Annotated in this window: 9 protein-coding genes; 7 read left to right on the top strand and 2 right to left on the bottom strand. The window is 48.7% G+C overall.

Going from position 1 to position 12766, the window contains the following annotated elements; translation table 11 throughout:
• Positions 1-5: 5 nt before the first annotated feature.
• Positions 6-2033, bottom strand: coding sequence for a winged helix-turn-helix domain-containing protein (locus CWC22_RS14555; protein WP_138539829.1), 2028 nt, complete (start codon positions 2031-2033; stop codon positions 6-8).
• Positions 2034-2307: 274 nt separating this feature from the next.
• On the opposite strand from CWC22_RS14555, the gene CWC22_RS14550 reads away from it, so the two are divergent.
• From CWC22_RS14550 to CWC22_RS14535, 4 genes are all read left to right on the top strand, one after another.
• A complete protein-coding gene (locus CWC22_RS14550) occupies positions 2308-4569 on the top strand; it encodes a DUF5916 domain-containing protein (protein ID WP_138539828.1) in 2262 nt (753 codons plus the stop codon).
• A 95-nt stretch (positions 4570-4664) separates the two neighbouring features.
• Positions 4665-5570: an SMP-30/gluconolactonase/LRE family protein gene (locus CWC22_RS14545; RefSeq protein WP_138539827.1), complete on the top strand. Its 906-nt coding sequence runs from the start codon at positions 4665-4667 to the stop codon at positions 5568-5570.
• A 67-nt stretch (positions 5571-5637) separates the two neighbouring features.
• A complete protein-coding gene (locus tag CWC22_RS14540; RefSeq protein ID WP_138539826.1) occupies positions 5638-6219 on the top strand; it encodes an ABC transporter ATP-binding protein in 582 nt (193 codons plus the stop codon).
• Positions 6220-6226: 7 nt separating this feature from the next.
• On the top strand, positions 6227-7303 hold the full coding sequence (locus CWC22_RS14535) for a DUF6136 family protein (protein ID WP_138539825.1): 1077 nt from the start codon (positions 6227-6229) through the stop codon (positions 7301-7303).
• A 61-nt stretch (positions 7304-7364) separates the two neighbouring features.
• On the opposite strand, the gene fadE is transcribed toward CWC22_RS14535, so the two are convergent.
• Positions 7365-9815: an acyl-CoA dehydrogenase FadE gene (fadE, locus tag CWC22_RS14530; RefSeq protein WP_138539824.1), complete on the bottom strand. Its 2451-nt coding sequence runs from the start codon at positions 9813-9815 to the stop codon at positions 7365-7367.
• A gap of 209 nt (positions 9816-10024) precedes the next feature.
• Here fadE and CWC22_RS14525 point away from each other — a divergent pair, with 209 nt between their 5' ends.
• The 3 genes from CWC22_RS14525 to CWC22_RS14515 all read left to right on the top strand — a co-directional run bounded on the left by CWC22_RS14525 (position 10025) and on the right by CWC22_RS14515 (position 12529).
• The gene (locus CWC22_RS14525; RefSeq protein WP_125563472.1) at positions 10025-10315 is read left to right on the top strand and encodes a DUF6419 family natural product biosynthesis protein; all 291 of its coding nucleotides are present in this window, start codon (positions 10025-10027) and stop codon (positions 10313-10315) included.
• A 62-nt stretch (positions 10316-10377) separates the two neighbouring features.
• Positions 10378-11511, top strand: coding sequence for a 4-phosphoerythronate dehydrogenase (locus tag CWC22_RS14520; RefSeq protein ID WP_138539823.1), 1134 nt, complete (start codon positions 10378-10380; stop codon positions 11509-11511).
• A gap of 1 nt (position 11512) precedes the next feature.
• Positions 11513-12529 carry an aspartate-semialdehyde dehydrogenase gene (locus CWC22_RS14515; protein WP_049865004.1) on the top strand — a complete coding sequence of 339 codons (1017 nt, stop codon included), beginning with the start codon at positions 11513-11515 and terminating at the stop codon, positions 12527-12529.
• Positions 12530-12766: the final 237 nt, after the last annotated feature.

Here is a 12766-nt window from a genome sequence, read left to right as displayed (position 1 = left end):
GGGCGCTAATTTGCGTCGGACTTTTGGCTCAGACGTTTAATGTCTCCTTCGACAGATTCCATTTTGGCAATCAGTAAAGTGCCATCCGCTGCGATATCGTAGTGCCACAACAAGTTTTGCGTTTTCAGGAGTTCTGGCTGGGTTTTGCCATCAAGCGCCAGGCGCCAGATATGATCTGTCTTAGACCAGGCACTTTGCCAGTACAGGAAGCCATCTCTTAGCCTGGGGTTTGTCACCTGATGATAAGCCTGGGGCTCAAGCGTAGTGAGCGGCATTTCATCTTCAAACGTGCTCGCCAGATCTGCTGTGCGATAAATCATCGAGTCTTTAAAAATCAGCCAGTTTTGGGTTTGATAGTCGTACAGTATCAGGTCAGATGCGATAGCAACACGGTGTTTGAATTGCCCGCTTTTACTGTAAATAACGACCTCATGACCATCTGTGGCCCACAGGGTATCGGTATCTAACCAGCCAAAGTGTCTGAGAGGCAGTACAAGCTGAGGCGTAAAGGTTTTCTGCACACCGGTGCGGTCGAGCAGTAATAATCGTGTTTCGCGATTGGCAAGGATGTAAGCGTTGTCAGGGCTCCAGGTGACAAAGTTCACGTAGTCACTGCCTTTGTGATGCGTGAGCTGAATAACCCGATCATGACTGTGCAGATAAATCTCGCAGGCGCCAGTGCGGCGTGACATAAAGGCGGTTTCGCCGAGGCTATTGGTAACCGGCAGATAGTCATGGCTTGAGCTCGAGAAAATTGGCAGATTGTCTTTGTCACGAATATTCACCTGCCAGCTTTCTGCGGCACTAAAGATGTTCCCCTCGCCATCAACACTTAGACTACTGAAGATCCCCTGCGGCGTGGCAATAACCGGGTATTCATGTCCATCGCGGGTGGTGGCAATCAGATTATGGTGCTTGCTGTTGTCATTGGTGATCATGCTGTGATGCTTAGGATCGTAGGCAATCAACCAGACAGGGTAAGACCAGCGCATCTGAACTTTACCATCGAGGGTAACCAGGCGGCTGTGTTGACTGGCATCTTTGATCAGGTAGTAGGTCTGGTTGTCCCAGCCTCGTAGTGTTGTGATGAGCTTTTCATCGTCGTTCAGCTTGAGTGGAATAGAAATATATTTATTACTATCAATATTATACTGATAAGGAAGTGTCCCTGCTTGGGTGCGTACCGTGGCAATAAGCAGGGTGTCTGATTGCCAGCTTGGTGCCTGAATATGATAACAGGGGATGGCCTGCGACTGATTTAGTTGTTGCCCATGCGCATTGACAATCAATAGGGTACAGCCATCTCCCTGATATTGCCAAAATGCCAGCCAGCCTTTAGTGGGGTGCCAGGCTGGTTTTGCGACCCGGTCATCAAAATGCAGGCGCTGAGTGACATTGCCTTGTTTATCTGAGATGACCAGGGTTTTAAAATTGTCAACATAGGCCAATAGCGGCAGCGTGGTGTGGGCTGCAACATCAAATTCCAGTCCCAGTTCATAGGTTATATCTTCGACTTCATACTGAGGAAGCGTGATTGGCTCAGGTACTGTGGAAAAGTAGGCTATGGCACTGAAGCACGCGGTGACGACTGGTATTGCCGCCATCAATGCGCGCTTTTTGAATCTGATATGAGGATTGCTCCCGGCGGCGCGCTGGATCTCAGTATCAGTATGCACGTTCAGTTGAGAGGTCGGCTGATGTCGTTCTACCGGCGCAATAAACACGTACCCACGTTTGGGCACAGTTTTGATAAAACGGGGTTGCCTGGCGCTGTCATTCAGCACCCGGCGTAATTTAGTCAGCAACTGATACAGGCTGTTAGATTCGACAATGGTGTCTGGCCACAATGCCTCATTCAGCGTCGAGCGTGACAACACCTGATCCGGTGCGCAGACAAACAGCTCTAGCAGCCTGGCAACCTGAGGTTCTAATTTTATCGCAACCTGGCTGTCAGGCGCGCGCAATTCATCCTGGCTGGCATCAAACTGCCAGGACAGGAAGTGATAATGTTGAGCGCGTGTGGATGTTTCCATATTGGATCCTTTGTTGATGATTCCATGCCTGCAGTCTTTATCTGTGCTGCAACCGGGTTCTGGGCTCTGGCTTTTTTCATTGCAATCATTGTTATTTTTAAAACTCAGCAGCTGTTAGCTTAAGCCGGTCACGTATTATTAGCAGAAACTAACCTAGTTCAGAACAAAGTCAATAATCATCAGAGCTTGATCACGCTTCTTCAGGAAACTTTCAGCTTTTCTGTTGCGCTTTTCTGTTGCAATGAGTGCAGTCACTCATATCGGGAGCAGTCATATGAAGCAGTATTATCTCGCCCTATACATCAGTGGGGCATTGAGCAGTCAGGCGCTATGGGCAAATCAAACACACAACACGCACATCAAGCTTGATGGTCGTCTGGACGAAGCATTGTGGCAAACCGCCCGACAATTTAATCGGTTTTACCAGGTGGTTCCGGCAACCTTAACTGAGCATACTGATAAGGTGCATGCCCTTGTATTGAGCGACCAATCAGGTGTTTACATAGGCATCATCAACTATCAGGATGAAGCAAGCAGGCAGAAGCAGTTTAATATTCAGGATGCCTTTATGCAGGCTGAGTTTAACCGGATTGTTGTGGATTTTGCCGGTGATGGCAGTGGCGCGTATGAGTTTGCCGTTACACTGGGCGGAGGTACCCAGGACGCCGTGCTTACGCCACAGCTGACTAAGGACAGTGACTGGGATGGAGACTGGCAGTCGGCAATATTTGAAGCGGAAGATTACTGGTCCACAGAGGTGTTCATCCCCTGGCATACGGTGTCGTTTTATAATCCGGCACATAATGCGGACAGTGAGCAAGGAGAAATCGGCGTATCTATTCAGCTTTATGACCTCAGTAAAAATTATATCTATGCAAATCAAAAACAAACGACCAGTAATAGCGATTTTTTCCTTGCCATGCCTAAGCTGGCATCGGCGATCCCCAGCCATAGTCAGTTAAGTTTTGTGCCCTATTTTAGTCATCAGCAACATTTTGCCGACCAGGCCACGGACAACAGCGACGTGGGTTTCGATTTGTTTTACAAGCCCAATCATCATCAGAAATTGTCGGTGGCGGTGAATCCGGATTTTGGCCAGGTGGACAGTGATGAAGTGGATATCAATTACAGTGCGGTTGAAACACTCCGTAGTGACAAGCGGCCTTTCTTCACCCAGGACATTGCCGTATTCAATGTGCAGGCATTGCAGGATACTAAGCTTATCCACACCCGTCGAATTGGTGCGGGCAGCGATGATGGCAGTGAGTTTATTACACCCATAGATCTGGCTACCCGGTTTGTGCATCAGGGCGAGACGTTGCAAGTGGGGGCGTTTGCAGTAAAAGAAAAGGACTTAGACAGTGATGCCGGTAAGCGCTTTTATGCCGCCCGGGCCAAATATCGCCAGAAGCACTGGCAGTCAGGATTACTGGCCACTTATACCGATCGACCCTGGCTGGATCGCAACGCATTGACTATGGCCTGGGACAGCCAATATCAAAGTGCAACCTGGTCGTTTCAGGGGGCGTTACTGGCAAGCCAGGTTGAACACGTGAGCGAACAAACGGGCAATGGGGCCTCGATGCAGCTGGGATATCAGTTCTCGCCAAATACGAGTCTGGAAGGGCGTTACCTTAAGTTAAATAAAAGATTTAATAACAGTGATTTAGGGTATTCCCAGCGGAACAATTGGCAGTATAGTGAGGCGAAGTTGAGTCATGCAATCAATACTCAGAGTCATTGGTTAGCTCGTATTAAGCACTCACTTACTGTTCGTTATGAAGCCGATAGTGAGGGTTTGAAATTACCGGCCCGGCAGGCCTATCTCAGCCAATGGTTGCTGGCAAATGGGGGTCAGGTTGACTTTCATATTGACCGGATCAATGGTGGCTGGCAGGACAACATAGGTCGCCAGAGCCAGGCATTCGAAGTGCCGGGTAATTGGGAAACCCGAGTCATGTATATCAGTCCCTACATAGGTAAATTCTCATGGGCTGCCAGCTTTGAATATGATCAGGAAGGGTTTGAGGGGAGTGCGCAACAGTATGCTGTTGATTTGACCTGGTTGCCACATCCAAACTGGACACTTAAGTTTAATAATTTTTATCGCACCGGAGATGGCTGGCTGGTGGCAAGCGATACAGATCAGGTCACACAGTATGAACGGGATTTTTTCGTTAATAAAATTCAGGTCAGTGGCTTGATAACGGATAAGTTGGAGTTCTCCTCAACCCTAGAGTGGGCGGTACTGGAAGCGCGCAGTGATCAGGTTTTTGCGCTACAGGACCACCAGCGACAGTTATTAAATGGGGTAGACACCAGCTTTGAAGATCGCCGCTTGTCGAGTCAGTTTAAACTTCGTTACCGGATGGGCGCGCTGTCAGATTTGTTTCTGGTTTATCGCCGTGGCGCAACGACAGGTGACAGGTTGCCCCGCAGCCAGATTGGCTCAGAGGCCTGGCTGGAGAGTGCAAAGCAGCTCTGGCAAGCCCCAATGCAGGATTCGGTATTGTTAAAAGTGCGCTATAAGTTCTGAGGGGCATTCTGCCCTTAGTTCTGCGTGAATATTTCTCAATTCACAGCCCGTGGGCGAAACCGCATACTCAGACTTTTATATTTAGGGACAAAGCTATGCCAATAAGACATGTTTTTATCCTGGGTGCGACATTGAGCTTGCTTGCTGCCTGTGTTTCTTCTCAATCGGGACCTGCGTTATATCAGTCACAGGACTGGGTGGCGGATGGGGTATTCACTGAGGGGGTAGAAGGTCCGGCAGTTAATCGTAATGGGGTACTATTTGCTGTTAATTTTGCGCAACAGGGCACTGTCGGCCAGGTGAGCGGACGCGACGAGGCGAACTTATACCTGACCTTACCAGAAGGGAGCACGGGCAATGGGATCCGCTTTGACGCCCGGGACAATATGTATATCGCTGACTACACGGGTCACAATGTCCTGAAAGTGGCTCCCGACAAGTCGGTTTCTGTGCTGGCGCATAATCCGAAAATGCACCAGCCCAATGATTTGGCGATCAGCGATAATGGCGTGCTCTTCGCCAGTGACCCGGATTGGCAAAATGGTCAGGGGCAACTCTGGCGCATCTCACCCGATGGACAAACTCAGTTGCTGCGCGCCAATATGGGCACCACAAATGGTATCGAAGTCAGTCCGGATAATCGTACTTTGTATGTCAATGAGAGTGTGCAGCGCCGGATCTGGGCTTTTTCGCTCGATGAGCAGGGCATGACAGGTAAGCCTGAGTTGTTTTATGAGTTTGAGGATCATGGCCTGGACGGCATGCGTTGTGATGAAGCCGGTAATCTTTATGTTGCACGCTATGGCGCAGGCGAAGTGGTGATACTCTCAGCGCAGGGCAAGTTGCTGCGCAAGGTTGCACTCAAGGGCCAGTATCCGACCAATATTGCTTTTGGTGGGAAAGATGGTAAGCAGGTCTTTGTGACGATGCAAAAGCGTGGCGCTATCGAAACTTTTATCTCTGAGTATGCTGGGCGCGCTTTTAACCGACATACTTTGTAACGACGGGCGCATATGCGGCGCCGGGGTGTTTTGTTAATATCGGAACAGGCAATGAACAAGGACCTGTATGATAGAAATAAAACACCTTACCAAAGTGTATCTGCACGACCCGGTTTTCTCTGACTATAGTACTGTACTGGCAGAGCAAAAGCTCTGTATCGAAGCGTCAAACGGATTGGGGAAAAGCACCTTATTCAGGATCATTTCAGGTCTGGACGACGCCTTTCATGGCGAAGTACTATTTGACGGCCAACCCCAGCCAGCTGCCCAGAGAGTCGTTGCGCTTGCCAGCGAGTCCATTCCCTTTCCCGAGTTTTTGACAGCCAGGCAGTTACTGCAATTGACGGTAAAGAGCTGGGCGTGTCCCTGGCCCGAACTGATGATACACCAACTGGCCTTTGAGCCATTCCTGGATACCCGTTACGGTGCGTTATCATCCGGCAATCAGAAAAAGTGTCAGCTCATAAACGCCATGATGCGTAATACGCCTTATCTGGTGTTGGATGAGCCAAGTGCGGCACTGGATCACGCCAGCCTGGATGTGTTGTTGGGCTGGCTGAAACATCATCCGGCACAAGTGATCATCAGCTGCCATGAACCTCAGCCCTTTATAGAAATTGGCTTTGTGACACAACCACTGTTTCGGTGAGGGGCAAATGTTACATTATTATCAGTATCGTTACCGGGCATGTCGTGTTCAGCTGGCTGTGTTGATGAAGCAACTGCAACAGTTCTCGATGATGTTGATAACCTTGTTCTTTATTTTTATTCCCCAGCTGGTCATTGGGGTGTTTTATGGTTTGGGAAAGCTGGTCTCGTTTGATTCGCATCACCTTGCCATCAAAGTGGCATTTGGCTTTTTGCTTCTACAGAGCTTGCTGTTACAGGCACTGAAACCTGCAATCATGGATTCAGCACATCGTGCTCATCACAGCACATTGCTGCGCGGCCGGTTACATCAAATTGCAGCAGATTGGATACTCTTGCTGGGGTGTCATGTGCTCTTTGTTGCTGCGCTGATCCTGGCTATGAGTATTGGCTTTGACAAGCTCTGGCAGGCACCACAGCTGCCTGCATTTATGCTTTTGCAGTGGTGTTTTGCATTAATTTTGCTTTACCGCCCGCAGGCTTTATTGAGTTCCTTGCTGGTCGCCTTTATTGCCGTGTGGCTGGCGCCAAGTCTGCCAATTTATCTGGCTGTCATCACACTGTGGCTGGCATTGGATTGGTTCAGGCCAGAAATAAAGCTTGCTTTGCCACAGCCCTCACTAACCCCTGCTAGTTTTTGGTATTACGTCATCAAGACGTCTCCCTGGATGATTGTGTGGCGTGCAGGGGCATCATTGATCACATTGTGGGCAGGGTTGATCATGGCCAAAGAGCGCCCCGATTTGCTGCATTACTATACCTTAGTGATCTTGCTGATTAATCAATTGTGGTGGAGTAGTTTGTATCTGGATACCGATAAACACGTTACGGGGCGCAGGCAGTTCTGGCGCAGCCTTGAGCTGTACCCTAAAGTTATACTCAGTCAGTCGTTATTGATTTACGGCTTGTGCTTTACAAGCTGGCTCGGTGTCGCTGTATTGCTTAATGGTGAGCTGTTTAGTTTGGCGGTAATAGTGAGCACGCCACTATTGATGTGGGCTGTTGCGCATCATCCGCGACGTTTAGCGGTAGTCTGGGGCAGTATCAGTGTGGCACTGATGATGTTCAAAGTGTTATTTCTTTAGTGCAGATAAAATACCAGGTACAAAAAAGGCCAGCATGGCTGGCCTTTAGGTTAGAGACAAGTTATGCGGCGTCCGCATCTTTTGCAACCACTCTGGCTTTGCCAGCCAGCAGGTCAGCGGGGTCAAAGTCATCCACATTGATAACCTCGAGTCGCTTCGCTTCAACGGCGGCCAGTTTATCGGCTTCGTCGTTGTTAAGCGCACCACATTCACGACCCATTTCAGCCACTTTATCCAGGCGCATAAATGGCAGCTTTTCGCCTTTGGCACGACATACTTTGTCGAATAGCGGTTCCACTTCCAGAATGTCTTTCAGTGTTTGCTCTTGTTTACCAATCAGGTTAAGCGGCTCATCACGCAGATAGATATGCGAGGCAAGACGGTCACGGGCCGCACTTGGTGTTTGCAGTAGCTGCGCCAGTTTATGCTCCATCTGATCTGTTGGTTTGCGAACCGGGCGACCGAATGGGAATAAGATGAGCTTAAGCAGACCACGCAATGCCATTGACGGCATGTTGTTGATCAGATCTGCCAGTGCACGCTGACACAGGTACAAATGTTCCTGACAGGCCCACTGAACATACGGTAAATCTTCTTTGCGACGACCTTCGTCGTTATAACGTTTCAGCGTCGCAGAAACCAGGTACAGGTAACTCAGTAAGTCGCCAAGGCGCGCAGAAATGCGTTCTTTACGTTTTAAAGACCCACCAAACACTGCCATGCAGATGTCGGACATGAGTGCCAGTGACGCACTGAAGCGGGCAGCAGCACGGTAGTAATCTGCTGTTTCATCGTTAAATGGTACTTTGCTGAAGCGACCTCCAGTCAGTGCCAGCCATTTAGTGCGCACCAGATTAGAAATGGTGAAGCCTACATGGCCCATCAAGGCTTTATCAAAGCTGTTTAAGGCTTCTTCTTTATCTTTGATGGTACAGGCATTAAGCTCAGCCAAAACAAAAGGATGGCAGCGGATAGCACCCTGACCGTAGATGATCATGTTACGGGTCAGAATGTTTGCACCTTCTACTGTGATAGCAATGGGGGCACCCTGATAACCACGGCCCAGGTAGTTGTTTGGACCCAGGCAAATCCCTTTACCACCGTGGACATCCATTGCATGCATGGTCGAGGTACGCATTTGTTCAGTCAGGTGATATTTCAAAATGGCAGAAATAACAGACGGCTTTTCACCTAAATCGACAGCGCCGGTTGACATGCTCACGGCCGCATCGCTGCTATAGGCATAGCCACCAAGCTTAGCCAATGCTTCCTCAACCCCTTCCATTTTACCAATCGGCAGTTTGAACTGACGGCGAATACGGCTGTACGCACCACTGGCCAGTGCCAGAGACTTAATGCCGCCTGTTGAATTAGATGGCAGGGTGATCACGCGACCCACTGACAAACACTCAACCAGCATACGCCAGCCCTGGCCGGCCATTTTCGGGCCACCAATGATAAAATCAAGAGGGACAAAGACGCCTTCGCCTTGCGTTGGACCATTTTGGAATGGCACGTTCAACGGGAAGTGACGGCGGCCAATTTCAACACCCGGTGTGTTAGTTGGGATCAACGCACAGGTAATACCAATTTCTTTCTTGTCGCCAAGCAGGCCATCCGGGTCGCGCATTTTGAACGCCAAACCCAATACGGTGGCGACTGGTGCAAGTGTGATGTAGCGCTTGTTCCAGGTCAGACGGATACCTAAGGTTTCTTTACCTTCCCATTCGCCTTTACATACGATACCAAAATCCGGGATTGATGACGCATCAGAGCCTGCTTCCGGAGAGGTCAGTGCAAAACAAGGGATCTCATCACCTTTTGCCAGACGAGGCAGGTAATGTTCTTTCTGTTCTTGTGTACCATAGTGTTGTAGTAATTCGCCCGGACCTAATGAATTAGGTACGCCAACGATAGAAGACAGCAAAGTTGACTTACTGGTCAGCTTTTGTAATACGCAAGACTGTGCGTACGCTGAAAATTCCAGACCACCGTATTGCTTTTTGATGATCATGGCAAAGAACTTGTTGTCTTTCAGATATTGCCATACTTCTTGCGGTAAGTCGGTTAGCTCGTGTGTTGCTTCCCAGTCATTCAGCATTGCACAGACTTCTTCAACCGGGCCATCCATAAAGGCCTGTTCTTCCGCAGTAAGACGTGGAGCCTGATATTGGTGCAACTTATTCCAGTTAGGATTACCACAGAATAGATCCGCTTCCCACCAGGTTGTACCGGCATCAATCGCCGATTTTTCTGTTTCTGACATGCTTGGCGTCACTTTTTTGAACGCCTTGAACAAAGGCGCAACAATGTACTGTTGACGCACGTTGGTCATCGAAAGAGGAACTGCAATGGCTAAGAATATTAACCAGGCAAACGCGCCAAAGGCCCCGGCAAAGGTGCCGATCAGCAACGTCGCCGCAGCAACACCCAGACAGGTGTTCCAGCTCGCACGGTGGTAGCAGGCAGCGCTCACCAGTGCGATTAAAGCGAGTGTAAATAATAGTGTCATGTTGTTATTCCTTGTAAGAGGTCTGACCACATTGGCTAGGCTAGCTTGTTGGACCAGTGATTTCAAGCCTAAATAGCATCTTATCTTTATTTTAGTTGCTATTTATTTGCCACGCGAGTTAGCCACCTTGGTGTTGTTTTTATGTAATGAGTTTGTAATTTTAACGTTTTCTTCTATAGTTGAAGAGATGATTCTAGGAGGGAATAGTCATGCAATATGGAACATTGTGTGTCGCGTCAGCGACCTTTTTTTCGATGCTGCTTTCAGCACATCTTTATCAACCTGCTGTATTTCTTAATCTTGCCAGCTGCGTTCTGTGCGCCATGTATGGTTACCAGGGGGCCAGTATCATTGCCATGTTTTTAGCCTGGTGCAATGTGCAGGCATTTTTAGTTAGTCCATGGATTAACCTGACCGAGCAACCCAGTATTAAAGTGTTGGTGATATTTTTACTTTGCGTGATGTTTGCGGCTATCAGTATTGGTGTCAGCAAACGTTAGCCTGTTGTCTGGACGATGGCTGCGTTACAATACGGGGTCCGTGTATCGTTTGGGAAGTATAAATGAAGATCCTCGCAGATCAGAATATGCCCCTGGTTGAAGAGTTTTTCTCAGAGCTAGGGGTAGTAAAACGTTTTGATGGCCGCAGTCTGACTCCACACCAGCTGGCAGATGCAGATGTGCTGCTGACACGCTCAGTGACTCAGGTGAACAGCACACTGTTGGCTGAGGCAGCACAGCTCAAGTTTGTTGGCACTGCGACTATAGGTGTTGATCATATCGACAGACCTTTGTTGGCTGAGCGTAATATTGGTTTCGCCAGTGCCCCTGGATGCAATGCGGTTGCCGTTGCCGAGTATGTGATCAGTGCATTGTATGCCTACGCACAACACAAAGCGATTAATCTGCAAGGCAAAAAGCTGGGCATAGTTGGGGTGGGTAATATTGGTCAGTGTTTACGTGAGAAACTGGCTGTTAGCGGCATTGAGTTGTTGCTGTGTGACCCGCTTCGTCATGAGGCCGGTAGCTTAGACCAGCATATGCCACTAGATGACTTGTTGGCACAGGCTGACATAGTTACTTTCCATGTGCCTTTGGTTAGAACTGGTACACATCAGACCCGTCATCTGCTCAATGCGCAGCGTATTACAGACCTGAAACCAGGCATGTTAGTCATTAATGCAAGTCGTGGCGATGTGATTGATAATCAGGCGTTGTTAAATGCGCTTGAAGCGGGGCAAGCAGTTGATCTGGTATTGGATGTCTGGGAAAACGAGCCAGACATTCTGATGCCGCTGTTAGAACATACCTTGTTTGCCTCGGTCCATATTGCCGGCCATACCTTAGAAGGAAAGGCACGCGGTACACAAATGTTATATCAGGCGCTGTGTAATCAGTTGGGGGTAGAGGCGAGTAAATCACTTGAGTCATTTTTACCTATTCCGGCACTGACTTCTTGCTATGCAGAGCATACGCTGAGTGAACAGGAGCTCGGCAGACTGGTGCATCTGGTCTATGATATTCGTCGAGACGATGGTCTGATACGCAGTAATATCGCCAGTCAGGGGTTTGATATGTTGCGCAAAAACTATCCGCCTCGCCGCGAGTTCAATACCCTTACGGTACAAAATGCCCCCCAATGTGGGCAGCAGTTACAGCAGCTTGGTTTTAAAGTAGTTAATTCGAATGAGGAATAATATGTCGCAGAAATACGATGTGGCGGTGCTCGGTGCAACCGGGTTGGTCGGTAAGCAAATTATTGAAACACTGGCAGAGCGAAAGTTCCCGGTTGGCAACCTGTATCCTTTGGCGAGTAGCCGTAGTGCGGGTGAGGAAATAGAGTTTAACGGCGAAACACTCACAGTGTTGGATGTGGCTGAGTTTGATTTTAGCCAGGCCCATATTGGTTTATTTTCTGCCGGTGGCAGCGTGTCTGAGCAATATGCTCCGATAGCAGCGGAAGCGGGCTGTGTTGTGATTGATAACACCTCACATTTTAGATATGACTATGACGTGCCGCTGGTGGTGCCTGAAGTAAACAGTGCCAGTCTGGCAGATTTTCGCAATCGCAACATCATCGCCAACCCAAACTGCTCGACGATTCAAATGATGGTGGCATTAAAACCGATTTACGATGCTTATGGTATAGACCGTATCAATGTGTCTACTTATCAGGCCGTATCGGGTGCAGGTAAAGAAGCGGTTGAAGAGCTGGCAAAGCAAACGGCTAATCTGATGAACGCCAGACCAGTAGAAAACGAGGTGTTTACCAAGCAGATCGCGTTTAATGTGATCCCGCAAATTGATGCGTTTCAGGATAATGGTTACACCAAAGAAGAAATGAAAATGGTGTGGGAAACTCAAAAGATCCTGGGCGACAGCAGTGTCATGGTCAATCCTACGGCAGTTCGTGTGCCCGTATTTTATGGTCATGCCGAAGCCATTCATCTGGAAACTCGCATGCCTTACGACCTGGAGCATATTAAGCAACTATTAAATGATGCACCGGGTATTGAACTGATTGAGGATGAACAGGATTATCCTACGCCGGTCAGTGATGCCAGTGGTAATGACACTGTTTATGTGGGCCGTCTGAGAGCAGATATTTCTCACCCGCATGGTTTGAATCTATGGGTTGTATCTGATAATACGCGCAAAGGTGCCGCAACGAACAGCGTACAAATTGCTGAAGAGTTGATTGCGCACTACTTATAATCTTTGTCAGGGTCTGTTTATTCTGACAGACCCATTTCGCCTCGGCTGTCCCTGAACGGCAGCAATTTGCCTCTTTTGATTTCTGTCCCGCCAAGTTGACGTATTTCGACTATCCTTGAGGGTATTCAGCGGCTTAAATAATGCATAGCTAACTCATCAAAAAGCATGATAAGAATGTTAATTTTCAATACTTTGGCGATGGATATTCGCTGTTATCTGGTTTATAGTTGGCAATTG

The sequence above is a fragment of the Pseudoalteromonas rubra genome (assembly GCF_005886805.2).
GTDB classification, from domain to species: Bacteria; Pseudomonadota; Gammaproteobacteria; order Enterobacterales; family Alteromonadaceae; genus Pseudoalteromonas; species Pseudoalteromonas rubra_D.
This window is presented reverse-complemented; position numbering and strand designations above follow the sequence as displayed.

Bases quoted from the DNA above. Each gene is read 5' to 3' on its own strand.
- CWC22_RS14550 (WP_138539828.1), top strand. From the start codon at position 2,308: ATGAAGCAGTATTATCTCGCCCTATACATCAGTGGGGCATTGAGCAGT.
- CWC22_RS14535 (WP_138539825.1), top strand. From the start codon at position 6,227: ATGTTACATTATTATCAGTATCGTTACCGGGCATGTCGTGTTCAGCTG.
- CWC22_RS14545 (WP_138539827.1), top strand. From the start codon at position 4,665: ATGCCAATAAGACATGTTTTTATCCTGGGTGCGACATTGAGCTTGCTT.
- CWC22_RS14540 (WP_138539826.1), top strand. From the start codon at position 5,638: ATGATAGAAATAAAACACCTTACCAAAGTGTATCTGCACGACCCGGTT.
- fadE (WP_138539824.1), bottom strand. From the start codon at position 9,815: ATGACACTATTATTTACACTCGCTTTAATCGCACTGGTGAGCGCTGCC.
- CWC22_RS14555 (WP_138539829.1), bottom strand. From the start codon at position 2,033: ATGGAAACATCCACACGCGCTCAACATTATCACTTCCTGTCCTGGCAG.
- CWC22_RS14525 (WP_125563472.1), top strand. From the start codon at position 10,025: ATGCAATATGGAACATTGTGTGTCGCGTCAGCGACCTTTTTTTCGATG.
- CWC22_RS14520 (WP_138539823.1), top strand. From the start codon at position 10,378: ATGAAGATCCTCGCAGATCAGAATATGCCCCTGGTTGAAGAGTTTTTC.
- CWC22_RS14515 (WP_049865004.1), top strand. From the start codon at position 11,513: ATGTCGCAGAAATACGATGTGGCGGTGCTCGGTGCAACCGGGTTGGTC.